This is a genomic window from Streptomyces himastatinicus ATCC 53653 (assembly GCF_000158915.1).
Classification (GTDB): domain Bacteria; phylum Actinomycetota; class Actinomycetes; order Streptomycetales; family Streptomycetaceae; genus Streptomyces; species Streptomyces himastatinicus.
Genome location: NZ_GG657754.1, coordinates 2999331 through 3022685, shown reverse-complemented (window position 1 = coordinate 3022685; position 23355 = coordinate 2999331). Strand labels below are relative to the sequence as shown.

At 70.6% G+C, this 23355-nt stretch carries 23 protein-coding genes and 3 pseudogenes; 20 read left to right on the top strand and 6 right to left on the bottom strand.

Annotated features, from left to right (window positions below):
- Positions 1-3: 3 nt before the first annotated feature.
- The 5 genes from kdpC (at position 4) to SSOG_RS12185 (ending at position 5329) form a co-directional block, all read left to right on the top strand.
- Positions 4-660, top strand: coding sequence for a potassium-transporting ATPase subunit KdpC (gene kdpC / locus SSOG_RS12205; RefSeq protein ID WP_009714527.1), 657 nt, complete (start codon positions 4-6; stop codon positions 658-660).
- Positions 661-719: 59 nt separating this feature from the next.
- Complete coding sequence (locus SSOG_RS12200; protein ID WP_009714526.1) at positions 720-3299, top strand: sensor histidine kinase; 2580 nt, start codon at positions 720-722, stop codon at positions 3297-3299.
- Positions 3296-3979, top strand: a complete 684-nt coding sequence (locus SSOG_RS12195; protein WP_009714525.1) for a response regulator — start codon at positions 3296-3298, stop codon at positions 3977-3979. The genes SSOG_RS12200 and SSOG_RS12195 overlap by 4 nt, the downstream gene beginning before the upstream one ends.
- 90 nt (positions 3980-4069) lie before the next feature.
- On the top strand, positions 4070-4480 hold the full coding sequence (locus SSOG_RS12190) for an OB-fold nucleic acid binding domain-containing protein (protein WP_078510292.1): 411 nt from the start codon (positions 4070-4072) through the stop codon (positions 4478-4480).
- A 3-nt stretch (positions 4481-4483) separates the two neighbouring features.
- Entirely contained in the window at positions 4484-5329 is an 846-nt protein-coding gene (locus SSOG_RS12185; RefSeq protein ID WP_009714523.1) for a DUF3159 domain-containing protein, read from the top strand.
- 75 nt (positions 5330-5404) lie between these two features.
- Here the strand turns inward: SSOG_RS12185 and SSOG_RS12180 are convergent, their stop codons facing one another.
- Positions 5405-6088 (bottom strand): potassium channel family protein, encoded by a 684-nt coding sequence (locus SSOG_RS12180; RefSeq protein ID WP_009714522.1) that lies wholly within the window; start codon positions 6086-6088, stop codon positions 5405-5407.
- Positions 6085-6753 carry a potassium channel family protein gene (locus SSOG_RS12175; protein WP_009714521.1) on the bottom strand — a complete coding sequence of 223 codons (669 nt, stop codon included), beginning with the start codon at positions 6751-6753 and terminating at the stop codon, positions 6085-6087. Before SSOG_RS12175 ends, SSOG_RS12180 begins: the two co-directional genes overlap by 4 nt.
- A 482-nt stretch (positions 6754-7235) precedes the next feature.
- On the opposite strand from SSOG_RS12175, the gene SSOG_RS12170 reads away from it, so the two are divergent.
- The 10 genes and pseudogenes from SSOG_RS12170 to SSOG_RS55910 form a co-directional block, all read left to right on the top strand.
- Positions 7236-8723 (top strand): ATP-binding protein, encoded by a 1488-nt coding sequence (locus SSOG_RS12170; protein ID WP_039937325.1) that lies wholly within the window; start codon positions 7236-7238, stop codon positions 8721-8723.
- On the top strand, positions 8720-9148 hold the full coding sequence (locus SSOG_RS12165; RefSeq protein ID WP_039937322.1) for a roadblock/LC7 domain-containing protein: 429 nt from the start codon (positions 8720-8722) through the stop codon (positions 9146-9148). Before SSOG_RS12170 ends, SSOG_RS12165 begins: the two co-directional genes overlap by 4 nt.
- A complete protein-coding gene (locus tag SSOG_RS12160) occupies positions 9145-9501 on the top strand; it encodes a DUF742 domain-containing protein (RefSeq protein ID WP_009714518.1) in 357 nt (118 codons plus the stop codon). Before SSOG_RS12165 ends, SSOG_RS12160 begins: the two co-directional genes overlap by 4 nt.
- On the top strand, positions 9479-10075 hold the full coding sequence (locus SSOG_RS12155) for a GTP-binding protein (protein WP_009714517.1): 597 nt from the start codon (positions 9479-9481) through the stop codon (positions 10073-10075). Before SSOG_RS12160 ends, SSOG_RS12155 begins: the two co-directional genes overlap by 23 nt.
- Before the next feature lie 138 nt (positions 10076-10213).
- Entirely contained in the window at positions 10214-11599 is a 1386-nt protein-coding gene (locus SSOG_RS55915; RefSeq protein ID WP_009714516.1) for a cytochrome P450, read from the top strand.
- The gene (locus SSOG_RS58420; RefSeq protein ID WP_425385412.1) at positions 11584-12120 is read left to right on the top strand and encodes a cytochrome P450 family protein; all 537 of its coding nucleotides are present in this window, start codon (positions 11584-11586) and stop codon (positions 12118-12120) included. The genes SSOG_RS55915 and SSOG_RS58420 overlap by 16 nt, the downstream gene beginning before the upstream one ends.
- 48 nt (positions 12121-12168) lie before the next feature.
- Positions 12169-12696, top strand: a complete 528-nt coding sequence (locus SSOG_RS58415; protein ID WP_425385411.1) for a cytochrome P450 — start codon at positions 12169-12171, stop codon at positions 12694-12696.
- An 88-nt stretch (positions 12697-12784) separates the two neighbouring features.
- Complete coding sequence (locus SSOG_RS12140) at positions 12785-14866, top strand: APC family permease (RefSeq protein WP_009714514.1); 2082 nt, start codon at positions 12785-12787, stop codon at positions 14864-14866.
- Between the two features lie 99 nt (positions 14867-14965).
- Positions 14966-16309 (top strand): class I SAM-dependent RNA methyltransferase, encoded by a 1344-nt coding sequence (locus tag SSOG_RS12135; protein WP_009714513.1) that lies wholly within the window; start codon positions 14966-14968, stop codon positions 16307-16309.
- Positions 16310-16388: 79 nt separating this feature from the next.
- A pseudogene (locus SSOG_RS55910) lies at positions 16389-16732 on the top strand (hemerythrin domain-containing protein); the annotation flags it as partial.
- Positions 16733-16944: 212 nt separating this feature from the next.
- Here the strand turns inward: SSOG_RS55910 and SSOG_RS12130 are convergent.
- The 3 genes and pseudogenes from SSOG_RS12130 to SSOG_RS12120 form a co-directional block, all read right to left on the bottom strand.
- Positions 16945-17352, bottom strand: a complete 408-nt coding sequence (locus tag SSOG_RS12130; protein WP_039937317.1) for an MmpS family transport accessory protein — start codon at positions 17350-17352, stop codon at positions 16945-16947.
- 123 nt (positions 17353-17475) lie between these two features.
- Positions 17476-17661 (bottom strand): DUF397 domain-containing protein, encoded by a 186-nt coding sequence (locus SSOG_RS12125; RefSeq protein ID WP_009714510.1) that lies wholly within the window; start codon positions 17659-17661, stop codon positions 17476-17478.
- Positions 17662-17669: 8 nt separating this feature from the next.
- Positions 17670-18484 (bottom strand): annotated as a pseudogene (locus SSOG_RS12120) (helix-turn-helix domain-containing protein); the annotation flags it as partial.
- A gap of 215 nt (positions 18485-18699) precedes the next feature.
- Here SSOG_RS12120 and SSOG_RS55905 point away from each other — a divergent pair.
- From SSOG_RS55905 to SSOG_RS12110, 3 genes and pseudogenes are all read left to right on the top strand, one after another.
- Positions 18700-18825: pseudogene (locus tag SSOG_RS55905) on the top strand (ATP-binding protein); the annotation flags it as partial.
- A gap of 108 nt (positions 18826-18933) precedes the next feature.
- Positions 18934-20535 carry a restriction endonuclease fold toxin-2 domain-containing protein gene (locus SSOG_RS12115; RefSeq protein ID WP_009714508.1) on the top strand — a complete coding sequence of 534 codons (1602 nt, stop codon included), beginning with the start codon at positions 18934-18936 and terminating at the stop codon, positions 20533-20535.
- A 23-nt stretch (positions 20536-20558) separates the two neighbouring features.
- On the top strand, positions 20559-20999 hold the full coding sequence (locus SSOG_RS12110) for a hypothetical protein (protein ID WP_009714507.1): 441 nt from the start codon (positions 20559-20561) through the stop codon (positions 20997-20999).
- 19 nt (positions 21000-21018) lie between these two features.
- Here the strand turns inward: SSOG_RS12110 and SSOG_RS12105 are convergent, their stop codons facing one another.
- Entirely contained in the window at positions 21019-21543 is a 525-nt protein-coding gene (locus tag SSOG_RS12105) for a hypothetical protein (RefSeq protein WP_009714506.1), read from the bottom strand.
- 107 nt (positions 21544-21650) lie between these two features.
- On the opposite strand from SSOG_RS12105, the gene SSOG_RS12100 reads away from it, so the two are divergent.
- Together SSOG_RS12100 and SSOG_RS12095 are read left to right on the top strand one after the other, a co-directional pair.
- The gene (locus tag SSOG_RS12100; RefSeq protein WP_039937314.1) at positions 21651-22805 is read left to right on the top strand and encodes an AAA family ATPase; all 1155 of its coding nucleotides are present in this window, start codon (positions 21651-21653) and stop codon (positions 22803-22805) included.
- Positions 22789-23199 carry a nucleotide pyrophosphohydrolase gene (locus SSOG_RS12095; RefSeq protein ID WP_009714504.1) on the top strand — a complete coding sequence of 137 codons (411 nt, stop codon included), beginning with the start codon at positions 22789-22791 and terminating at the stop codon, positions 23197-23199. Before SSOG_RS12100 ends, SSOG_RS12095 begins: the two co-directional genes overlap by 17 nt.
- Positions 23200-23355: the final 156 nt, after the last annotated feature.

Sequence of the window (23355 nt, the reverse complement as noted above, 5' to 3'; positions counted from 1 at the left end):
AACATGACCCTCCTCAACGGCACAGCACGCTCCACGGCCCGGCTGGCAGGCGCCGCACTGCGCGCACTGATCGCCCTCACGGTGCTCTGCGGGGTGCTCTATCCGCTCGCCGTCACCGGCATCGCGCAGGCCGCCTTCCCCCACCAGGCGAACGGCTCCGAGGTGCGGGCGGACGGCCGGACCGCGGGCTCCGCGCTCATCGGCCAGACGTACACCCTCGACCGGAAGGACAAGGCCGGGAACCCGCTGCCGGACCCGAAGTACTTCCAGCCCCGCCCCTCGGCGGCGGGCACCAACACCGTCAACACCCAGTACAAGATCCTGGTCTCCGGCGGGTCCAACCTCGCCGCCGACAGCACCGTGCTGAGCGGCCAGATCAAGGACCGCCGCCGGCAGATCGCCGCCTTCAACGGGGTCGCGCCCGGCGCCGTGCCCCCGGACGCGGTCACCGCCTCCGGCTCCGGCGTCGACCCGGACATCTCGCCCGCGTACGCCACCCTCCAGGTGACCCGCGTCGCCCGGGCCAACGGGCTGCCCCGCGCCGAGGTCGCCCGGCTGGTCGAGGACCACACCGACGGCCGCGCCCTGGGCTTCCTCGGCGAGCCGCACGTCAATGTGCTGGAGCTGAACATCGCGCTCCAGGCGCTCGCCCGGCGCTGACACCGGCGCACGGGAAAGCGGTGAGCCGGGAAAACCCAGCGAACGGGGAAAATAGGGTCATGGGACGCGGGAAACTCCGGATCTACCTCGGCGCGGCGCCGGGCGTCGGCAAGACGTACGCGATGCTGTCCGAGGGGCACCGGCGGGTCGAGCGGGGCACGGACCTCGTGGTCGGCTTCGTGGAGCACCACGGCCGCCGCCGCACCGAGGTGATGATGGCCGGTCTGGAGGAGGTGCCGCGCCGGGAGCTGGAGTACCGGGGCGCCGCCTTCACGGAGATGGACGTGGACGCGGTGCTCGCCCGCCGCCCCGGCGTCGCGCTCGTCGACGAGCTGGCCCACACCAACGTCCCCGGCTCCCGCAACACCAAGCGCTGGCAGGACGTCGAGGAGCTGCTGAAGGCCGGGATCGACGTCGTCTCCACCGTCAACATCCAGCACCTGGAGTCGCTGGGGGACGTGGTCGAGTCGATAACGGGCGTACGGCAGCGGGAGACCGTGCCCGACGAGGTGGTCCGCCGCGCCGACCAGATCGAGCTGGTCGACATGTCGCCCCAGGCGCTGCGCCGCCGTATGGCGCACGGCAACATCTACGCGCCCGACAAGGTCGACGCCGCGCTGTCCAACTACTTCCGGCCCGGGAACCTCACCGCGCTGCGCGAGCTGGCCCTGCTGTGGACCGCCGACCGGGTCGACGAATACCTCCAGCAGTACCGCGACGAGCACAGCATCCGCTCCACCTGGCAGGCACGCGAGCGCATCGTCGTCGGGCTCACCGGCGGCCCCGAGGGGCGCACGCTCATCCGGCGCGCCTCCCGGATGGCGGCCAAGGGCTCAGGCAGCGAGATCCTGGCCGTCTACATCGCCCGCAGCGACGGCCTCACCTCGGCCTCCCCGAAGGAGCTGGCGGTCCAGCGCACCCTGGTCGAGGACCTGGGCGGCACCTTCCACCACGTCATCGGGGAGGACATCCCGGCCGCGCTGCTGGAGTTCGCGCGCGGGGTCAACGCCACCCAGATCGTGCTCGGCTCCAGCCGCCGCAAGGCGTGGCAGTACGTCTTCGGGCCGGGGGTGGGCGCGACCGTCGCCCGGGATTCCGGGCCCGACCTGGACGTGCACATCGTCACCCACGACGAGGTCGCCAAGGGCCGCGGCCTGCCGGTCGCGCGCGGCGCCCGGCTCGGCCGCGCCCGGCTGATCGCGGGCTGGCTGGTGGGGATCGCCGGACCCGTGCTGCTCACGCTGGCGCTCACCGGTACCGGGGCCACGCTCACCGCGGACGCCGGTCCCGGCTTCGCCAACGAGGTGCTGCTGTTCCTCTTCCTCAACGTGCTGGCGGCCCTGCTGGGCGGGATGCTGCCCGCCCTCGCCTCGGCGGCCGTCGGATCGCTGCTGCTCAACTACTACTTCACCCCGCCCACCCACACCTGGACCATCGCCGACCCCGAGAACATCGTCGCCATAGCGATCTTCCTGGCGGTGGCGGTCAGCGTCGCCTCCGTCGTCGACCTGGCCGCGCGCCGCACCCATCAGGCCGCCCGGCTGCGCGCCGAATCCGAGGTGCTGTCCTTCCTCGCGGGCAGCGTGCTGCGCGGCGAGACCAGCCTGGAGGCGCTGCTGGAACGGGTCCGCGAGACCTTCGGCATGGACACGGTGGCCCTGCTGGAGCGGGAGGGCGACGTCGCGCCCTGGACCTGCGCGGGAAGCGTCGGCGGCACCGCGGGAGCGCCGCCGCCGGAGCGGCCCGAGGACGCGGACGTGGACATGCCGGTCGGCGACCACATGGCGCTCGCGCTGTCCGGCCGGGTGCTGCCCGCCGAGGACCGCCGGGTGCTGGCCGCCTTCGCCGCCCAGGCCGCCGTCGTACTGGACCGGCAGCGGCTGGTGGGGGAGGCGGAGCGGGCCCAAGAGCTGGCCGAGGGCAACCGCATCCGCACCGCGCTGCTCGCCGCCGTCAGCCATGACCTGCGCACCCCGCTGGCGGCCATCAAGGCGGCCGTGACGTCCCTGCGCGCGGACGACGTGGCCTGGTCCGCCGAGGACGAGGCCGAGCTGCTGGAGGGCATCGAGGACGGCGCCGACCGCCTCGACCACCTGGTCGGCAATCTGCTCGACATGTCCCGGCTCCAGACCGGCACCGTCGCCCCGCTCATCCGGGAGATCGACCTGGACGAGGTGGTGCCGATGGCGCTCGTCGGCGTCCCCGAGAGCGACGTCACCCTGGAGATCCCCGAGGACCTGCCCATGGTCGAGGTCGACCCCGGGCTGCTGGAGCGCAGCGTCGCCAACATCGTCGAGAACGCGGTGAAGTACAGCCCGCGGGACCGGCCCGTGCTGGTGTCCGCGAGCGCGCTGGGCGAGCGGGTCGAACTGCGCGTCGCCGACCGTGGCCCTGGCGTGCCGGACGCCGCGAAGGACCGTATCTTCGAACCCTTCCAGCGGTACGGGGACGCCCCGCGCGGCGCCGGGGTCGGTCTCGGACTCGCGGTCGCCCGCGGCTTCGTGGAGGCGATGGGCGGCTCGCTGGCCGCCGAGGACACCCCCGGAGGCGGGATGACCATGGTGCTGACCCTGCGGGCCGCCTCCGGGCCCCTGAGGGACGGCACACGCGGCACAACGGAAAGGCAGGCCGTCAGATGAACCGGGTGCTCGTGGTGGACGACGAGCCGCAGATCGTACGCGCCCTCGTGATCAACCTGAAGGCGCGCAAGTACGAGGTCGACGCCGCCGGGGACGGTGCGACCGCCCTGAAGCTCGCCGCCACCCGCCACCCGGATGTGGTCGTGCTCGACCTGGGCCTGCCCGATATGGACGGCGTGGAAGTGATCAAGGGGCTGCGGGGCTGGACCCGGGTCCCGATCCTGGTGCTCTCGGCCCGCCAGACCTCCGACGAGAAGGTCGAGGCCCTGGACGCCGGGGCCGACGACTACGTCACCAAGCCGTTCGGCATGGACGAGCTGCTGGCCCGGCTGCGCGCCGCGGTACGCCGCGCCGAGCCCTCCGGCCCTTCGGACGCCGCGGTGGTCGTCGAGACCGACGGGTTCAGCGTCGACCTGGCCGCCAAGAAGGCGCACCGCGACGGCCGCGACGTCCGGCTGACGCCCACCGAATGGCATCTGCTGGAGGTGCTGGTGCGCAACGAGGGCCGCCTCGTCAGCCAGAAGCAGCTGCTCCAGGAGGTCTGGGGGCCCTCGTACGGCACCGAGACCAACTACCTGCGGGTCTATATGGCGCAGTTGCGCCGCAAGCTGGAGAACGACCCCTCGCATCCCCGGCACTTCATCACCGAGCCGGGCATGGGGTACCGCTTCGAGCCGTGAGCGGTGGGGCGGTGAGTCGCGGGCGGTGAGTCGCGGGCGGGGATGCGGCAGCGCCGGGAATCGGCGGGGGCTCACCGGTACGCTGGCCGTATGAGTTCCGTACCCCAGCCCCCCGGGAAGCGTGACAAGCCGGCTGGCCGCTTCCGGCGGATGATCGACCGGCTGTCGAGCTCCCAGGAGGAGCTGCACTCCGCCGAGCTCCAGCAGGACGCGGAGGATGCGGGCTGCACCAAGATCGGCGACTGCGGCGACCGGCAGATCGTCAAGGTGACGGGTACACTGCGCACGGTCACGCTGCGGCCGCGGGCCGGAGTGCCCGCGCTGGAGGCAGAGCTCTTCGACGGCACCGCCGCCCTCGACGTGGTGTGGCTGGGCCGCCGCTCCATCATCGGCATAGAACCGGGCCGCAAGCTGATCGCCACCGGCCGGATCTCCATGAGCCACGGGCGCCGGGTGCTGTTCAATCCGAAGTACGAACTCCGACCGCTCGGACAGGAGTAGCCGGTGACGTCTGACGACAAGACGACCCCGACCGACACCGATCACCAGGACGCCGCCGCCGACGACGCGCAGAGCAGGGCGGCGGCGGACACCGCGCTCCTGGAGGCGTTCGGCGGGGTACGGGGCATGGTGGACACCACCGTCCCCGGGCTGGTCTTCGTCCTGCTGTACACGATCAAACGCGACATCCACCTGGCCGCGATCGGCGCGCTCGGTCTGACCGTGCTGCTGGCGCTGGCCCGGCTGGTGCGCAAGGAGACGCTGAAGCACGCCTTCAGCGGGGTGTTCGGGGTCGCGTTCGGCGCGATCTTCGCGATGATGTCCGGCGACGCCAAGAACTTCTACCTGCCGGGCATGCTCTACACGCTCGGCCTGGCGGTCGCGTACGTCCTCTCGGCGATCTTCCGCTATCCGCTGATCGGCGTGCTGCTCGGGCCGATGCTCAAGGAGAACCTCTCCTGGCGCACCCGCAACCCCGGCCGGTTCCGCGCCTACACCCGGGCCACCTGGGCGTGGGGGCTGATCCTGCTCGCCAAGTCGGCGATCCTCTTCCCGCTGTACTGGTGGGGGGACGTCACCCAGCTCGGCTGGGTGAAGGTGGCGCTCGGCATTCCGCCGTTCCTGCTGTGCGTCTACCTGACGTGGATCTTCCTCGCCAAGGCCCCGCCGCCGATCGACGTGATCGCCGAGATGGAGGCCGAGGAGAAGGCGGAGCGGGACCGCGAGCGCGCGAAGCGGGAGGCCGAGCAGGCCGAGCGGATCGCCGACCCGCTGCTCTCGGAGTGGACGGACCAGATCGTGAACGAGGCCCGTACGGAGTCGGCCGACCGGCGCCCGCCCCGGCACTGAGCATCTGAGCACCGAGCGGCACCACGAAGGCCCCGGGCTCCCGCACAGGGAACCCGGGGCCTCGCTGATGCCCCGCTAGACCTGGCCCGCGGCGTCCTGACGCTGCACGGACAGCAGCTGCTCCAGCTGCTCCTCGCGCGCCTGGGCCGCGACGAACAGCAGCTCGTCGCCCGCCTCCAGGATGTCGTCGTTGGTCGGCGTCAGCACCCGGGTGCCCCGGATGATGGTGACCAGCGAGGTGTCCTCCGGCCACGCCACGTCGCCGACCCGGGTGCCGACCAGGGCCGCCTCCGGCGGCAGCGTCAGCTCCACCAGGTTCGCGTCGCCGTGGCTGAAGCGCAGCAGCCGCACCAGATCGCCGACGCTCACCGCCTCCTCGACCAGCGCCGACATCAGCCGCGGTGTGGAGACGGCGACGTCGACGCCCCACGCCTCGTTGAACAGCCACTCGTTCTTGGGGTTGTTCACCCGCGCGACCACCCGCGGCACCGCGTACTCGGTCTTCGCGAGCAGGGACACGACCAGGTTGACCTTGTCGTCCCCGGTGGCCGCGATGACCACGTTGCAGCGCTGAAGGGCCGCCTCGTCCAGCGAGGTGATCTCGCACGCGTCGGCCAGCAGCCATTCGGCCTGCGGCACCCGCTCCACGGAGATGGCGGTCGGTGCCTTGTCGATGAGGAGGACCTCGTGCCCGTTCTCCAGCAGCTCGCCCGCGATGGAGCGCCCCACGGCGCCCGCTCCGGCAATGGCAACCCTCATCGGGCTCCCTCCTCAGGCCCCTCGTCGAACGAGGCTTCGACCTTCTCGACCTCGTCGGTGCGCATCATCACATGCACCAGGTCGCCTTCTTGCAGGACCGTCTGCGAGGTGGGCAGCATCGCCTCGCCGAGCCGGGTCAGGAACGCGACCCGCACTCCGGTCTCCTCCTGGAGCTTGCTGACCTTGTGCCCCACCCACGCGGGGGAGGTGTGCACCTCGGCGAGCTGCACCCCGCCGCTCGGGTCCCGCCACAGCGGCTCGGCGCCGGACGGCAGCAGCCGCCGCAGCATCTGGTCGGCCGTCCACCGCACGGTGGCCACGGTCGGGATGCCCAGGCGCTGGTAGACCTCGGCGCGGCGCGGGTCGTAGATCCGGGCCGCGACGTTCTCCACGCCGAACATCTCGCGGGCCACCCGGGCCGCGATGATGTTGGAGTTGTCGCCGCTGCTGACCGCGGCGAAGGCCCCGGCCTCCTCGATGCCCGCCTCGCGGAGCGTGTCCTGGTCGAATCCGACGCCCGTCACCCGGCGGCCGCCGAAACCCGCGCCGAGGCGGCGGAAGGCGGTGGGGTCCTGGTCGACGACCGCGACCGTGTGTCCCTGTTGCTCCAGGGTCTGGGCGAGCGCCGCGCCCACCCGGCCACAGCCCATGATCACGATATGCATGCGTCTTACCCCGCACTCCTGATGACCGTGCTGACCTGCGCAAACACCCTGCTCACATCTTCCTTCCAGGACCTACGGGGCGACAGCGGGGCGAAGGGCCCCGGTGCCGGTGCCGCACGGCGACGGAGGTCGTCCGCCACGGCGTCTGTTCCCACCGTATCCATACCCATGGGGCGATTCCCCGCCCGAGTGCACCGGGCGGGAGGAAACGTGGTGCGCGGGCGGCCCGGCGGCTACGGTGTGGGGCGGGCACGGATGACGGCCGCCGGGGGGCGTGCTCCCTCATCTTTGCCCGATATCCAGGATCTTCACTGAACCATTACGGGAATTGGCAATAGAGTCCCGTGAGTTCGAACTTTGTTACGGCCGTCGGACACTCGGTCACGGCGTGGCTAAGATGATCGCTGTATTCCGTTTTCGGACGGGACATCAGGGCACTGAATCGTTCCTTCCGCGCCCGCGTTCTCTGCACGAGGTTCCTGATGACAGATCACATGACGGAGGCGGTGAGCTGGTGTCTGGCCGTCGTCCTCCTGGTCGTGTCGGTGCTTCTGATACGCCAGCGCCGGATCACCGCCGGAGTGCGCAGGCGTAACGCCACGCTCGAGGACAATGTGCGCTCCCGCGACGAGGAAGTGCAACATCTGGTCGAGGTCCGCCTCCCGGCGATCGCGGACGCGCTGAGCCAGCCCACCCCGCTGCCCGGACTGCGGGACGAAAAGCTGGCCGGAACCGCCTACGCGCAGAGCCTGCACGCGGTCATGGAACACTTCGCGCGCGCGGTGGACAAGGCACAGTCGCGGGCCGACGCCTCCGCCAAGGCCGCGCTCAAGGCGTCGATGCGCGCCCTCCAGGGCCTCGCCAACGAACAGCAGGTATCGATCTCGGAGATGCAGGACCGGCACGACAACCCCGACGTGCTGCGCGACCTGCTGGAGATCGACCACGCCAACGCGCAGTTCGGCCGCCGTGCCCAGGCCATCGCCGTGCTGTGCGGCTCCTGGCCCGGCCGTCAGCGCACCGCCTCCCCGATGACCGACGTCGTCCGGGGCGCCAAGTCGCGCATCCGCGACTACCGGCGGGTCCAGGTGCACGCCCTGATCGACATCGGCGTGGTGAGCCGCGCGGTGGAGCCCGTGGTGCTCGCGGTCGCCGAACTGCTGGACAACGCCGCCCGGCACTCCCAGCCCAACACCAACGTCGAGGTCAGCCTCCAGCCGGTGCACAACGGCGCCTGCATCGTGATCGACGACGCCGGGGTCGGCATGGACGGCCTGGAGGTCCAGCGGGCCGCGGGGCTGCTGTCCGGCCAGCGCGCCGTGGACGTCTCGCGGCTGGGCGACCCGCCGCAGTTCGGCTTCGCCGTGGTGGGCCTGCTCGCCGCCCGGTACGGCTTCAGCGTCTCGGTGGACACCCGGTCCCCGTACGGCGGTGTGCGCGCCGTCCTGTTCCTCCCCAGCGCGCTGCTCACCCACGTCGACGCGGAGGCGCCCGCCGCCGCTCCGGCGGCCCACGACCCGTACGAGGCCGAGGCCGCCGCCCCGCTGCGTACCCTCCCGTCCCGCGCGACCCGCCGCCGGGCCGCGCCCCAGGCCCCCGCCGAGCCCCAGGCGCCCGCGCAGGCGCCCGTACAGGCCCCCGCACCGGCCCCGGAGCCCGCCCCGGCACCGGCCCAGGCCGCGGCCCCGGCGCACGCGCCCGCGGACGAAGAGGCGACGCGCGTGTACGGGGAGACCGCGGGCGGTCTGCCCAAGCGCCGCCGCCGGCAGCCCACCGCCACCCCACCGGCGGACGGGCCCGCGTCCGGACCGTGGTCCGGCGCCCCCGAAACCGACACGGGGTCGCACCGTGTCCGCTCGGCCGAAGAGACCGCCAAGCGCATGGGCGCGTTCGCGCGCGGTACGCGCTCCGGCCGTGGCGTCACACAGGATGCCGCCCCTCACACCGAAGAAGGGAACCGCCAGGCATGAACGACCACATGAACAACGAGCTGGGATGGATGCTCGACGAGGTGGTCAAGATGCCGGAGGCACAGCACGCGATCCTGCTCTCCGCGGACGGGATGCTGCGGGCGCACTCCGCGGGCATCGCGCGGGACGAGGCCGAACGCCAGGCCGCGGCGCTCTCCGGGCTCCAGTCGATCAGTCGCAGCACCTCCGAGTTCTGCGACCGCGACGAGACGCCCTGGCAGCAGACGCTGGTCGAGTTCGTCGGCGGCTACGTCTTCCTGATCGCCGCCGGTCCCGGCGCGTACCTGGCCGTCTCGGCCACCGAGCACGTGGACATGGAGGCGGTCAGCTACCGGATGCAGAAGCTGGTCGACCGGCTGGGCAAGGAACTGACCAGCCCGCCGCGGCAGGGCGCGGCCTGGCAGGGGATCGGCAGTCCCGCATGAGTCCGGGCAGGCACGAACGAGGTTTGGTACGGCCGTATGTCGTGACCGACGGCCGTGCCTACCCGAGCCGCAACACCTTCGACCTGGTGACCCTGGTCATGGCCCACCCCGACCGGCCGCTCACCGGGCTCAGCCCGGAGAAGCGGGGGGTCATGGACCTCTGCCTCGGCGGCGCGCTGTCGGTCGCCGAGGTCGCCGGGTATCTGGAGCTGCCGGTGAGCGTCACCAAGGTCCTGCTGGGCGATCTGGTCGACAGCGGCCACATCAGCACCCGGGCCCCCATCCCGAAGGCCGAACTCCCCGAGACCCAGCTCCTCCAGGAGGTGCTCGATGGACTCCGCGCTCGCCTCTGACCAGGGCGCGGTCTATCTGCCCCAGACCGTACGGACCGCGGCCAAGCTGCTGGTCGTCGGGCACTTCGCGGTCGGCAAGACGACCTTCGTGGGCTCGCTGTCCGAAATCCGCCCGCTGCGCACCGAGGAGACGATGACTCAGGCCGGTGCGCTGATCGACGACCTCGCCGGCATCGAGGAGAAGACGACCACCACGGTCGCCATGGACTTCGGCCGGCTCACCCTCAGCGAGTCCCTGGTCCTGTACCTCTTCGGCGCGCCCGGACAGCAGCGCTTCACCCGGATGTGGAAGGACATGACGCACGGCGCGCTGGGCGCGCTGGTGCTCGCCGACACCCGTCGGCTGGAGCAGTCCTTCCCGGTGATGGCCGTCCTGGAGGAGCAGGGGCTGCCGTACGCGGTCGCCGTCAACCACTTCGAGGGGGCGCCCCGCTTCGCCGAGACGGAGGTCCGGGAGGCGCTCGATCTGCTGCCGGAGACCCCGCTGGTCACCTGTGACGCCAGGGACCGGATCTCCTCCACCCACGCCCTGATCGCCCTCGTCCAGTATCTACAGGCCCGGCACACCCGTTAGTTCGTCCCAGGAGAATGTGTGACCCACCGTCCAGACCTCGAGGCCGTCACCGGAACCGCACCACCGCCGGGCTGCCCCGCGCACCAAGGCGGTGTGTCCGGTTCCGCCGGTCCCCTGGGGCATGGCGCCCGGGTGCCGATGTACGGCGCCGACTTCGCCGCCGATCCGCACGGGATCTATGCGCGGATGCGGGCCGCGGGGCCCATCACCCCGGTGGAGCTCGCCCCGGGGGTCGACGCGTTTCTGGTCACCGGCTACTCCACGGCGCTGGAGGTCCTGCGCGACACCGAGCGGTTCGCCAAGGACCCCCGTCACTGGGCCGCCCTCACTGAGGGCCGGCTCCCGGCGGACAGCCCCGTGCTGCCGATGATGGAGTTCCGGCCCAACGCCCTGTTCACCGACGGCGAGCAGCACGCCCGCTACCGCGGGGCGATCACCGACAGCCTCAGCCGGGTGGACTCGCACGCGCTGAGCGACTACGTGGAGCGCAGCGCGGACACCCTCATCGACTCCTTCGTGGAGCAGGGCGAGGCCGAGCTGCTGAGCGAGTACGCGGGGATCATCCCGCTGATGGTGTTCAACCGGCTCTTCGGTGCCCCTCCGGAGCAGAGCAGCGAACTGATCCGGATCCTCACGATCATGTTCGACGCGAGCAGCGCCGAAACGGGGCAGGCCAACGAGGACCTGTCGCGCTACATGGCGGACCTCGTCGACGCCAAGCGCCAGAAGCCCGGCGCCGACGTCACCTCCTGGATGATCGCCCACCCCTCGCGGCTGGCCGACGACGAGCTGATGCAGCAGATCGCGCTGCTGATGGCGGCCGGTACCGAACCCCAGGTGAACCTGATCGGCAACGCGCTGCGGCTGCTGCTGTCGGACGACCGGTTCGCCGGTGAGCTGTCCGGCGGCAGCCTGCCCGTCCAGGACGCCCTGGACGAGGTGCTGTGGGCCGATCCGCCGCTGGCCAACTTCGGTACCCGGTTCGCCCGCTACGACGTCGAGATGGGCGGCGTGCGGCTGCGCAAGGGCGACGTGGTGCTCACCAGCTACGCCGCGGCCAACACCGACCCCGTGCTGACCTCCCAGGGCCGCGCGGGCAACCGTGCCCACCTCGCCTGGAGCGTGGGCGCCCACCGCTGCCCCGCCGAGGGTCCCGCCCGGGTCATCGCCTCCGTGGCCATCGAAAGGCTTCTCGACCGCCTCCCCGATATGCAACTCGCGGTGTCGTCCGACCAGTTGACCTGGCGCCCCGGCCCCTTCAACCGCGCTCTGGCGTCGCTCCCCGTGCGGTTCCCCGTCCTCACGAAGCCGGCCCCTGAACCCGCCTCCATGCCGCCCGCCGCGGCCGTGCCCGCGCAACGACAGCCCGCCGAGCCCCAGGGAGACAACCAGTGGTCCACGAGTCCCGTCCCCTCGTCCTCGACCCCACCGGCAGCGACATCAACGCCGAAGCCGACCGCGTCCGAAGCCAAGGGCCCGCGACGCCTGTGGGGCTTCCTGGGGGCTTGGTGGCGTGGGCAATAAGCCGCCAGAGCCTGCTCAAGCAGCTCCTGACCGACCCGCGGGTGTCCAAGAACCCGCGCCTGCACTGGCGGGCCTGGCACGAGGGTGAGGTCACGTCCGACTGGCCGCTGATCAACTGGGTGGCCGTGCAGAACATGTTCACGGCCTACGGAGCGGACCACCGCAGGCTGCGCACCCTGGTCTCCAAGGCGTTCACCGCGCGGCGCACCGCCGCCCTGCGGCCGCGCATCGAGGCGATCTCCGCCGATCTGCTGGACCGCCTGGCCGCCGCCCCGCCCGGTGAGCCGGTCGATCTGCGCGAGGGGTACGCGTACCCGCTGCCGCTTCAGGTGATCTACGAGCTGTTCGGGCTCACCGACGAGGGGCTGCGCGCGCGGATGAGCGCGTTCGCTGACAGCTCCTTCCGCACCACCACCTCGCCGGAGGAGGTCGCGGCCGCCTCCGCCGAGATGGACGCCATCATGGCGGCGCTCGTGGCCTCCAAGCGCGAGCGGCCAGGCGACGACCTGACCAGCGGCTGATCGCCGTACGCAGCGGAGGAGGACTCCGCCGCTGAGCGAGCGTGAGCTGTGCGACACCCTCGCGCTGATGCTCACCGCGGGCACGAGACCACGGTCAACCTCCTGGACAACGCGGTCCACGCGCTCCTCACCAATCCCGAGCAGCTCGCCCATGTGCGCGAGGGCCGGGCCTCGTGGGAGGACGTGATCGAGGAGACTCTGCGGCACTCCGCCCCGGTCGCCAACCTGCCGCTGCGCTACGCCGTCGAGGACATCGAGCTGGAGGGCGGGGTGGTGCTGCGCAAGGGCGACGCGATCCTCGCCGCCTACGCGGCCGCCGGACGCGACCCCGAGATCCACGGCGAGGACGCCGCCGCCTTCGACGTCACCCGGCAGCTCAAGAGCCATCTCGCCTTCGGCCACGGTGTCCATCTGTGCGTCGGCGCACCGCTGGCCCGGCTGGAGGCCGCGATCGCGCTCCCGGCCCTGTTCGACCGCTTCCCTCGACTCTCGCTAGCGTCCGGGCAGGACGCGCTGGAGCCGGTGGAGTCCTTCATTTCCAACGGCCACCGCGCCCTGCCGGTTCGGCTGTCCTGACCGCCGTACGGCCCGTCCCGCCGCCCGCCCGTCTCAGCGTGGGCAGGCGGCTGGGCGGGCGCCCGGCCCACCCTTTACGATCCTCAGCGTGTCCAAACTGACCGACGTCCCGAAACGGATCCTGATCGGGCGCGCGCTGCGCAGCGACAAGCTGGGGGAGACCCTCCTCCCGAAGCGCATCGCGCTCCCTGTCTTCGCCTCCGACCCCCTGTCCTCCGTCGCGTATGCGCCTGGGCAGGTGATGATCGTCCTTTCCGTGGCGGGTGCGTCGGCTTACCACTACTCACCGTGGATCACGATCGCGATCATCGTGCTCATGTTCACGGTGGTCGCCTCCTACCGCCAGAACGTGCACGCGTACCCCAGCGGGGGCGGCGACTACGAGGTCGCCAACACCAACCTCGGCCCCAAGGCGGGTCTCACCGTCGCCAGCGCCCTGCTGGTGGACTACGTCCTGACGGTGGCCGTGTCGATCTCCTCCGGGGTGGAGAACCTCGGCTCCGCCGTCCCCTTCATCGTCGAGCACAAGACGCTCGTCGCGGTCGCGATGATCCTGTTGCTGACCCTGATGAACCTGCGCGGCGTCCGCGAGTCGGGCAAGCTCTTCGCGATCCCCACGTACGTCTTCGTCGGCGGCGTCTTCGTGATGATCCTCTGGGGCGCCTACCGCGCGCTCGTCCTCGGCGACGACATGAAGGCCCCCACCGCCGGTTTCGAGGTCCACGCCGAACAGACCGGGCTGGCCGGCTTCGCCCTCATCTTCCTGCTGCTGCGCGCCTTCTCCGACGGCTGCGCCGCCCTCACCGGCGTCGAGGCCATCAGCAACGGGGTGCCCGCCTTCCGCAAGCCCAAGAGCCGGAACGCCGCGACGACGCTGGCGCTGATGGGCGGCCTCGCCGTCACCATGTTCGTCGGCATCATCACCCTCGCCATGGTCACCAACGTCAAGATGGCCGAGGACCCGGCCCACGATCTGTTCAAGGACGGCGCCGCGCTCGGCTCCGGTTACACCCAGAACCCCGTGATCTCGCAGGTCGCGGCCGCCGTCTTCGGCGACGGCTCGTTCCTGTTCGTGGTGCTCGCCGCGGCCACCGCGCTGGTCCTGTTCCTGGCCGCCAACACCGCGTACAACGGCTTCCCGCTGCTCGGCTCGATCCTCGCCCAGGACCGCTACCTGCCGCGCCAGCTGCACACCCGCGGCGACCGGCTCGCCTTCTCCAACGGCATCGTGCTGCTCGCCGGGGCCGCCGCGGTCCTCGTCTACATCTACGGCGCGGACTCGACCCGGCTGATCCAGCTCTACATCGTCGGCGTCTTCGTCTCCTTCACCCTCAGCCAGACCGGCATGGTGCGGCACTGGAACCGCCATCTGGCCACCGAGCGCGACCAGGCCGCCCGCCGCCGCATGATCCGCGCCCGCGCGATCAACACCTTCGGCGCCTTCTTCACCGGTCTTGTCCTGGTCGTCGTGCTGCTCACCAAGTTCACCCACGGCGCGTGGGTGGCGCTGCTCGGCATGGCCGTCTTCTACATCACCATGAGCGCGATCCGGCGCCACTACGACGGCGTCTCCGAGGAACTGGCCGCGGCCGAGGAGCAGCACGACGAGGACGAGGTCCGCCCCTCCCGGGTGCACTCCATCGTCCTCGTATCCAAGATCCACAAGCCGACGCTGCGCGCCCTGGCCTACGCCAAGCTGATGCGCTCCCACCGGCTGGAGGCGCTGAGCATCAACGTCGACCCCGCCGAGACCAAGGCGCTCCAGACCGAGTGGCACGAGCGCGGCATCGACGTCCCGCTGAAGATCCTCGACTCGCCGTACCGCGAGATCACCCGCCCGGTCATCGACTACGTCAAGGGGCTGCGCCGGGAGAGCCCGCGCGATGTGGTCTCCGTCTACATCCCCGAGTACGTGGTCGGCCACTGGTACGAGCACCTGCTGCACAACCAGAGCGCGCTGCGGCTCAAGGGCCGGCTGCTGTTCACCCCCGGCGTGATGGTGACCTCCGTACCCTGGCAGCTGGACTCCTCGGAGCTGGCCCGCAAGCGCGCCCGCAAGCGCGCCGAGTGGAACGCCCCGGGCTCGGTCCGGCGCGGCCCCGTCGTCCCGCAGCGGCCGAAGGGCGAGCGCAAGGCCGAGAAGACGGGCGTCCGCACGCCGGGGCGGTAGCCCCGCGGGCCCGCGCGGGACGGGCCGGGGGTGCGGGGCCGTAGACTGGTGGGCTGCTGTTCCCACCACACCCTCACCCCCTCTGGAGCCGAGCCCGCCATGCCAAGTGAGCCCAAGACGTCGCTGGTCGGCGAGGAGTACGAGGTCGAGGTCGGCCCGGTGGCGCACGGCGGTCACTGCATCGCCCGCACCGCCGAGGGCCAGGTGCTCTTCGTACGCCACACCCTGCCCGGTGAACGGGTCGTCGCCAGGATCACCGAGGGCGAGGAGGGCGCGCGCTTCCTGCGCGCCGACGCGGTGCGGATCCTGGACCCCGCCAAGGACCGGGTGGAAGCCCCCTGCCCGTTCTCCGGCCCCGGCCGGTGCGGCGGCTGCGACTGGCAGCACGTCGCCCCCGGCGCCCAGCGCAGGCTCAAGGCCGAGGTGATCACCGAGCAGCTTCAGCGGCTCGCCGGGCTCACTCCCGAGGACGCCCGCTGGGACGGCACCGTCGAACCCGCCCCCGGCGACAAGGTGGCCCGCGGCGAGGTCCCGGCCTGGCGCACCCGGCTCCAGTACGCGGTGGACGAGCAGGGTCGCCCCGGGCTGCGCCGCCACCGCTCGCACGAGGTGGAGCCCGTCGACCACTGCCTGATCGCCGCGCCCGGGGTCACCGAACTCGGCATCGAGAAGCGGGAATGGCCGCAGATCGAAAGCATCGAGGCCATCGCCGCCACCGGCTCCTCCGACCGTCAGGTCGTCCTCACCCCCCGCCCCGGCGCCCGGCTGCCGATCGTCGAGCTCGACCGCCCGGTCTCCGTCCTGCGCATCGCGGAGTCCCGCGGCCGCGAGCGCCAGCGCCTGGTGCACCGCGTCCACGGCCGCCCCTTCGTCCGCGAACGCGCCGCGGACCGCACCTGGCGCGTCGGCGAGGGCGGCTTCTGGCAGGTCCACCCCAAGGCCGCGGACCTGCTGGTCGAGGCCGTCATGCAGGGCCTCATGCCCCGCAAGGGCGACACCGCGCTCGACCTCTACTGCGGTGTCGGCCTCTTCGCGGGCGCCCTCGGCGAGCGCGTCGGCGAGCGCGGCGCGGTGCTCGGCATCGAGTCCTCCAAGCGCGCGGCCGAGGACGCCCGCCACAACCTCCAGGACCTGGACCGCGTCCGCATCGAACACGGCAAGGTCGAGCAGGTCCTGCCCCGCACCGGCATCACCGAGGCCGACCTGATCGTCCTCGACCCGCCCCGCGCGGGCGCGGGCAAGGAGACCGTCGCCCACCTCGCCTCCCTGGGCGCCCGCCGCATCGCCTACGTAGCCTGCGACCCGGCAGCCCTGGCCCGCGACCTCGCCTACTTCCACGACGCGGGCTACGCCCCGCGCCGCCTGCGCGCGTTCGACCTGTTCCCGGTGACGCACCACGTGGAGTGCGTGGCGGTGCTGGAGCCGGCGGGGAAGGGCTCCTGAGCTGCCTGTTCCCCTCCTTGGGCGCCACGGTCGACCTCCTGCGAGGGAACGGTCGTCGCGATGGACTTCCGGGACGCCCGCATACCTCTATCCAGCCGTCCGCGAGTTCCTGCCCGACGGCGACAGCGTCGCCGACGAGGAGATCGCGGACCACGCCGATGCCGAGCGGACCATGAAGGAACTCGGGGGCGTCAACGCTGACGCCCCCGCGTTCGACCGGGTCGGTGAGCTGATGACGGAGATGTGCTCGCACGTGCGTGACGAGGAGGACAACCGACAAGGTCCGCCAGGCGAAGAAGACCGCTCCGACCCGGCCGCGCCCCTCCGCCCCGCACACCTCGCCCGCCAACAAGCTGCTTGCCCCCGGGAGCAGGCATCGTGGACCGTTTCAGGGACGCCCTGACACGGCGTGGCAAGGACTGACGGAGCAGGGCGGCCCTCGTGGGCCCGGTCGCTCGTGGCAGGAAGCCCAGGGGCCGGGCGGGGCAGCTGCGGTCGAGACGGTTTGCAAGGGATTCCCCGCCCACCCGCGTCGCCCACCGCATCGGCCCGCACGCGGTCTGGCTGCCCCGGATACGCGACGCCCATGCACGGATGGAAGGTCCGCCAGGACCGGAGGGGGGCACCCCGCCGGGTCATTTGCCGATCGGCGACTCCGCGACGCAGCCACCGGCGTTGATCATGCTCTTGCCCTTGGCCTCCGCGATGACCTTGCCCTTGTGCAGAATCTTGCAGGTCACCGAGGCGTCCGTGGAGACCGGCGCCACCGCCGACGGCATGATGCCCCGCAGCGTCACCGTCTTCTTCCAGGGCAGTGCGGGCTTCTTCACTGTCGCGGTTCTGGGGTTCATGGCCTTACCGCCGCCCCCGTGGAACTCGATCGACTGGACGTTCTTCCCCGTCACCTCGTAGGTGACCTCGTACGTCTGGTCCACCGCCTTGTCCACGGCGTCGACGGCCTTCTCCTCCGAGCAGGCGGAGACACTCAGCGCGAGGCAGGTGAGGGCGATGGACAGGACGGCGGTACGTACGGTGCGATTCATGCGGGACCCCGATGTCAGAAACAGACGCCGCAGCTCATCACAGATAGACAGTCGAGTGATGCCGAAGGTTGCCCCCATGAAGCCGCCCCGTACCGGGGGGTGATCCGGTTCGGGGCGGGTAGGTCAGCGCCCGGCGGCGTACGCCACGAAATCGGCCCACTCAGTGGAGGAGAAGGCGAGCTGTGCGCCCGCCTTGTCCTTCGAGTCGCGCACATGGACTGTGCCGGGGCAGGTGGCCACCTCGACGCAGTCGCCTTCGCTGCCGCTGCTGTAGCTGGACTTGTGCCAGATGAGTTCCGACGTGCTCATAGGTCTCCTCGCATCCGCTCCACGCTGATCTCCTTTGGGTCAGAGATCAGGCGGCCGTTCTTCTGCCCTTCGGAGTACCCGAACCAGCGGTGCTCGGGGGTCTCCAGCAACTGCACGGGACCGTCCAGCCCAGCGCGCACCGGCTTCCGCAACGGCATGATCTGCAACTCCACGTTCCAGTGCCGCTCGTCCACGTCCAGCAGATGATCCAGCAGCTCCCGCGTGACGTCCTCGCCACCCGTGTACCGTTCCAGCACCGCCTGTTCGATGATGAAGTTGAACACCGCCGGCGGCTTACGGCTGGTGGACAGCAGCTCCTGTCGTGCGAGCCGGGCGGCGATGCGCTCGGGCCATCCTCCGCCTCGTCCGGCACGGGGCGGGGACGCTCAGCGACACTGCCTGCGCGTATGCCTCGGTCTGCAACAGGCCCGGCACCACCCGGGCATTCGTAGGTGTAGAGGCTGATCGCCACCCTCTCCAGGCGCGCCCACTGCCGGAACCAGGCCGCCAGCCCCGGCTGTCGGCAAAGGTGCCGGGCGGCCTCCCGCGCGGCGCCGGTGTTCCCCAACGCCTCCTCCGCCCGTTCCACGAGTGAGGGGTCCGGCATGCGCCGTCCCTGTTCGACCGACGCCACCGTGTGCTTGGAGAACCGCACGAGCTCCGCGAACTCCGCCCTGCTCAGACCCACATGTTCCCGCAGAGCCTCGACGACGGCCCCGAACGTCCGCAGACTGCCGGAAGTTTCCGGTTCCCCGCCGCACAGCGACGCGGGCACCTCACCCGGTTCCGACCCACCATCCGTACTGACACTTTCCTCGGCCATCGCTGGCCACCTCCTGTGCAACCCGCCCCGCGGTGCCCCTCCTGATCGCACCCATGCTTACGGTCGGTTACGAGTACCGTCCACCAGTTGTGTGCGTACGATGACTCAGCGTACGCGTCGTCATCCTGGTGCGCAGGGAAATCCGCAGGCCACGGTGGGCGCATGGCGTCACGCTCCACCTGCCAAGGGCCCGTCACCGCACGTGTGTTCACGCCCCGCCGACTCTGTCCGAGACCCGGCGCGGGCTTCTTCTGGTTGACACCCTCGCCAACCGGTGGACGGTAATTGACCGCCCGCCGGTCGGGAAAACCGTCCGCGCAGAACTGGACATGCCGCGGTGACGTGTGTGCTTGTGACTTCCCGGGCTGGCAAGTCGTGCCGCGCATAAGTGTGTTGCTGTCGATAGACTGTTCGGCGTGGTCGGTTTTCTGTCGGGGGAGGAGTGCTAAATGGCGGACGTGCATGTCAAATCAGACCAATTGGTGGGCATATCCGGCGGTTTCAGTACCCACATGAACTTTCTGGTGGAGGTCGTCAACGCTCTGGTAGTGGCGTTGGAGACCTCCAAGGGCATGGCCGGTGACGACGAGGGCGGACGCAACTTCGCAAAGGTGTACCAGGGCGCTGCCCGTGAAGCCGTGGCTCAGATGTCCTTCTCCACGTACACGATGGGCAATCTCTCCGCCACGGTGATGAAGATGGCCTTCGACTTCCTTGCGACGGATAGCAAGATCGCGGCATCGATGATAGGGAAGTTCTCACCGGACGAAGCCATCAATATGCTCAAAGGGCCCGCCACGAACAGCGAGTGCAATCCCGTGGGCAGCGAGGACGACCTTCCAGAAGTCGTGGCCAAGGAAGACTGGCTCGATGACTTCAACACTCAGGGGCCACGGGGAGACGCTGCCAAGGCCAAGGAAGCGGGCAAGGCTTGGCGTAAGGCCGGGGAGTTGCTGGACGATACGCGTATCAGTGCGCAGACGGGCCAGCGGATGCTGGTCGGAGACTGGGCCGGGCGAGCTGTCACGGGGTTCGTCGACTACTTCGACATGTTCATAGGCGCCGGAGACCGTCCTGCCGAAAGCGTCGAGGGCGAGGCGTTGTTGGCGAACCTGGCCACGGCTTGTTATGAGATCGCTGGCGCCTGCGACGCCTATGCCGGGCATGTCGAGGACGCCAAGGCGGACTGGATGGCGGGCGGCGGGCCCCTCGGTGACTCCTTGCTGGACAACGACAACGATCACGGCCTTAACGACGCTGTCTGTGGCGACACGCGTATCAACGGGCTCGGGCGCATTCCCGGCGTCCTCGACGGCTCGGGGCGCAAGGTGAAGCTGCCCGAGCCAGCGGCCCCCTTGGACCCCGACCTCCCGTCGATCTTTCCGGCGGCTCCTCTGCGTGTGCCGATGCCCGCCGTTCCAGTCGTAGCGAAGGCTCCGGCTTCTTCAGGGACGAGCGGCATCTTCGCTGCGTTCTACGGAAATCGCAAACCTCCGGTCCCGGGGCCGCCCCGCCCGGGTGTCAATCCCAAGGGGCCCATTCCGCCGGAGCCTGGCGCGACTCGGCTGAGTGCCAAGGAGCAGGCCGACTTCCGTAAGTGGGCGTCCGGCCTGCATCAACACGACTTCGCCAACCAACGGACCGAGAAGGACCCGGTCAACCGCTATCAGGCCGACACCGCGGGCTACCCCGAATACGATCTACCCCTGCCGCCCAAAGAAGGTCAGAAGAGCGTCCAGCAAGCCGACGGACTACGGGCTGAGGACGGGTATGCTCTCGACGCCAAGTACGTCAATGATCCGAACTCGTGCAAGACTCCGCGCACGCTGGAAAAGCTCGAACTTCCCGAAGATGCGAAGAAGCAGTGGGAAAAGGGTCCGCATAGAGAGGACGCCAAGGAGGTCAGGGACTACGGTCGCGCTATAAAGGCTGACGGAAGTAAAGTCAAAGGCTTGGAGATCATTACAAATGGCCCGGAAAGCATGGCATATTGGCAGTACCTGATGGCGAAAGATGGAGTGCCGGGTAGTGTCCGGTACCACCCTGGCTAGAACGACTGAGAAATGAGTGACCTATGACTCCCGATGAAGCCGCCCTCGTCATCACAAGTTACTACTTCGCCCCGGCCGGGGGCGGGAGGTGGGGGGTTACGCTCGAGGACTTCGCGCAGGCTGCTCGGGGCCGGTGGCCCAATTGCACGACCGCCCTGACCGAAGATGACTCCGGGGTGGCCGAGTCAGCCGAGTTCGCCATGATCTTCGAAGGCGGCGCCGAGCGGTCCGGGGAGTACAGCCACACCGGGTTGACCCTGACCGGCTATACGGCCCTGGACGCGGCCGAGTTCATGTCTTGGTTCGTGGCCATGTTGGATTCCGACGTGCGTGTCCTGTTCAACAACCGGGAGTCCATCGAGGACGGCGACTACGACGACCACGTGCTTCCGCGCGCCATGGGGCTGCGGCCCATGGCCGAAGCCCTGGCCACGCACCTTGCCGGAGCGCTTGTCGGGGAGTGATCCCCGAGCGGTGCTGTGCCTACGGCTCCTGGAGCGACGTCTTCGCGACGTCCACGAAGTCCCCGAGGGTGGCCCAGAAGGGGCTGTAGGCGTCGTTGAAGCGGCGTATCGCCTCCGGGTCGTCGGCGGCCATGGCCACCAGGGAGCGGTGGAACCGGCCGGTCGACTTCTGGAGTTTGCGCGCCGCCTCGCCCGCGGCGGCAGGACCCTCCAGCTCGACCACCCGCGCACGGTGCCGCAGCTTCCCGTAGTGGTCGCGCTCGCGCTCCAGCGTTTCGTCCAGCAGGGCGGGGCGGGTGCGGAAGTCGCCGTTTCGCTGGGCGGCGGAGATCTCCCAGTAGAAGTCGCCCATGATGTGGATCTGTTCGATCAGTTCCAGGTACGCGGTCCGCCTGCTGTCGCGCAGCCGCTCCGTCTGCTGGGCGCGGGCCGCGGTGTCGGCCTGGATCTGGGCGGCGCGGGTGTTGCCACGGCTGGTGACCCAACTGGCGACGACGGCGGTGCCACCGGTGAGGGCCGCGATCCAGAACGTGCTGTCGGCCATCGTGCGCCCCCGTGGTCATCTTCGGTCACATCCACCATCCCCCGATGGTAGGAAGATACGGAAGGAGTAACGGTTCGGCGGTATGTCCCCACAGATATGTTCCGGGCATGAGCGCATCCGGGCTGCGGCCCGCCGTGACCGAGTTGAGGCTGTCCGCCTTCAAGTCCCATCGACGTGCGGCCTTTTCGCTGGGGCCGCTGACGCTGTTCGCCGGGCCGAGCGGAAGCGGTAAATCGGGCGTGCTGGAGGCGTACGCGGCGCTCGCGCGCCTGGCGGGGGGCGCCCGGCTCGCGGAGGTGTTCCGCGAGCCCGCGTCGTACATCCCGCGCCGGGCGCGGCCGGACCGGCAGGGGCGGCGCGGCTTCCGTATCGGGTGCACCGTGGACGGCCCGGTCGGGCCGGTGCGGCTCGATGTCGCCGTACAGGCCGAGCCCGAACTGCGCATCGTGGGCGAGCGGTTGACGGGGGCGGGGGAGACGCTGCTGGAGACGGCGCTGCGGGATCCGGAGCGGCGCTCCGTCCAGGCCGCCTGGCATACGGCGGGGGCGGTCGCGGTCACCCGGGCTCCGCTGCCCGACGACCGGCTGGCGACCTCGCTGCTGCCGCTGCGGGTGGCGGGCATCACCGAGGGGCAGCGGCTGGCGCTGGCGGGGGCCGAGCAGGTGGTGATCGCGCTGCGTTCGGTGTTCGCCTGCGATCCGCGGCCGGATGGGATGCGGGCGCCCGCGGCGCCGCGCGACGGGCGGCTGCGCGGCGGCTGCGAGAACCTGGCGGCGGTGCTGCGGCGCACCAGCCGGGAGTGCGTCTCCCGGCATGCGGCGCTGGTGGCGGCGGTGCGGGCGGGGTGCGCGGGGCCGGTGGAGGGCCTGGTGACGGAGGGGGCCGGGGGAGGAGGGGTGCGGGCCCTGGTGGAGCAGGGGGAGCTGGGCGCGATGCCGGTGGAGCGGCTGGGGGACGGGGAGTTGCGCTATCTGGCGCTCGCGCTGGTGCTGCTGACCGGTCCGGGGGTGCTGGCGATGGAACCGGCGGCGGATGTGCTTCCCGCGCGGCAGGTGCTGACGGTGCTGGCGGACGGTTTCGACCGGTGCCTGGACCGGCGGCAGGCGCGGGAGCTGCTGGGGGTGGCGGTCCGGATGTGCGCACGGGGGCACATCCGGCTGGTGGGGACGGTGGGGGACGTGACGGGGGCGGTCGGGGACGCCCCCGTCACGGGGGACGCTCCTGTCACGGTGGTAAACCTGGAGCGTGAGCGAGTCTCTTGAACCCGAGTCCGGTGCGCCTCCCGCCGCGTGTGAGCGTCGACCCGACGGCCTTGATGTGGCGGGCCTCCAGCGCAGGCTGGCGGCCTTCGCGGCGGTGCGCGACTGGCAGCAGTACCACACCCCGAAGAACCTCGCGGCGGCGCTGAGCGTCGAGGCGTCGGAGCTGGTGGAGATCTTCCAGTGGCTGACGCCTGAGGAGTCGGCGCGGGTGATGGAGGAGCCGGGGAAGGCGGCCCGGGTCGAGGACGAGGTCGCCGATGTGCTGGCGTATCTGCTCCAGTTCTGCGAAGTGCTGGGGATCGACGCGCTCGCCGCGCTGGCCGCGAAGATCGACCGCAACGAGGGCCGGTTCCCGATTGCGGCGCCTGGAAGCCCCGTTCGTCACTCTCCGTAGCGATAAAGTTATCCACAACGCAACTGTTGTGAACAGATTCCTGAATTCCCCTAGCTTTTCGGCCTGTTAGTCATCACTCTGGGTAGTGGAGGAGTGACGGGTGCGGAAAGTCCGTTGAGAGGGGTTCGGGGCATGGACGCGATGCGGCTGATCGGT

What these genes read in the sequence shown, in the direction of transcription:
- SSOG_RS12190 (WP_078510292.1), top strand. Translation starts at nt 4,070, where the DNA reads ATGAGTTCCGTACCCCAGCCCCCCGGGAAGCGTGACAAGCCGGCTGGC.
- SSOG_RS12175 (WP_009714521.1), bottom strand. Translation starts at nt 6,753, where the DNA reads ATGCATATCGTGATCATGGGCTGTGGCCGGGTGGGCGCGGCGCTCGCC.
- SSOG_RS12130 (WP_039937317.1), bottom strand. Translation starts at nt 17,352, where the DNA reads ATGAATCGCACCGTACGTACCGCCGTCCTGTCCATCGCCCTCACCTGC.
- SSOG_RS55915 (WP_009714516.1), top strand. Translation starts at nt 10,214, where the DNA reads ATGTACGGCGCCGACTTCGCCGCCGATCCGCACGGGATCTATGCGCGG.
- SSOG_RS12160 (WP_009714518.1), top strand. Translation starts at nt 9,145, where the DNA reads ATGAGTCCGGGCAGGCACGAACGAGGTTTGGTACGGCCGTATGTCGTG.
- SSOG_RS12155 (WP_009714517.1), top strand. Translation starts at nt 9,479, where the DNA reads ATGGACTCCGCGCTCGCCTCTGACCAGGGCGCGGTCTATCTGCCCCAG.
- SSOG_RS12135 (WP_009714513.1), top strand. Translation starts at nt 14,966, where the DNA reads ATGCCAAGTGAGCCCAAGACGTCGCTGGTCGGCGAGGAGTACGAGGTC.
- SSOG_RS12115 (WP_009714508.1), top strand. Translation starts at nt 18,934, where the DNA reads ATGGCGGACGTGCATGTCAAATCAGACCAATTGGTGGGCATATCCGGC.
- SSOG_RS12105 (WP_009714506.1), bottom strand. Translation starts at nt 21,543, where the DNA reads ATGGCCGACAGCACGTTCTGGATCGCGGCCCTCACCGGTGGCACCGCC.
- SSOG_RS12195 (WP_009714525.1), top strand. Translation starts at nt 3,296, where the DNA reads ATGAACCGGGTGCTCGTGGTGGACGACGAGCCGCAGATCGTACGCGCC.
- SSOG_RS12110 (WP_009714507.1), top strand. Translation starts at nt 20,559, where the DNA reads ATGACTCCCGATGAAGCCGCCCTCGTCATCACAAGTTACTACTTCGCC.
- SSOG_RS12165 (WP_039937322.1), top strand. Translation starts at nt 8,720, where the DNA reads ATGAACGACCACATGAACAACGAGCTGGGATGGATGCTCGACGAGGTG.
- SSOG_RS12100 (WP_039937314.1), top strand. Translation starts at nt 21,651, where the DNA reads ATGAGCGCATCCGGGCTGCGGCCCGCCGTGACCGAGTTGAGGCTGTCC.
- SSOG_RS12200 (WP_009714526.1), top strand. Translation starts at nt 720, where the DNA reads ATGGGACGCGGGAAACTCCGGATCTACCTCGGCGCGGCGCCGGGCGTC.
- SSOG_RS12125 (WP_009714510.1), bottom strand. Translation starts at nt 17,661, where the DNA reads ATGAGCACGTCGGAACTCATCTGGCACAAGTCCAGCTACAGCAGCGGC.
- SSOG_RS12170 (WP_039937325.1), top strand. Translation starts at nt 7,236, where the DNA reads ATGACAGATCACATGACGGAGGCGGTGAGCTGGTGTCTGGCCGTCGTC.
- kdpC (WP_009714527.1), top strand. Translation starts at nt 4, where the DNA reads ATGACCCTCCTCAACGGCACAGCACGCTCCACGGCCCGGCTGGCAGGC.
- SSOG_RS12180 (WP_009714522.1), bottom strand. Translation starts at nt 6,088, where the DNA reads ATGAGGGTTGCCATTGCCGGAGCGGGCGCCGTGGGGCGCTCCATCGCG.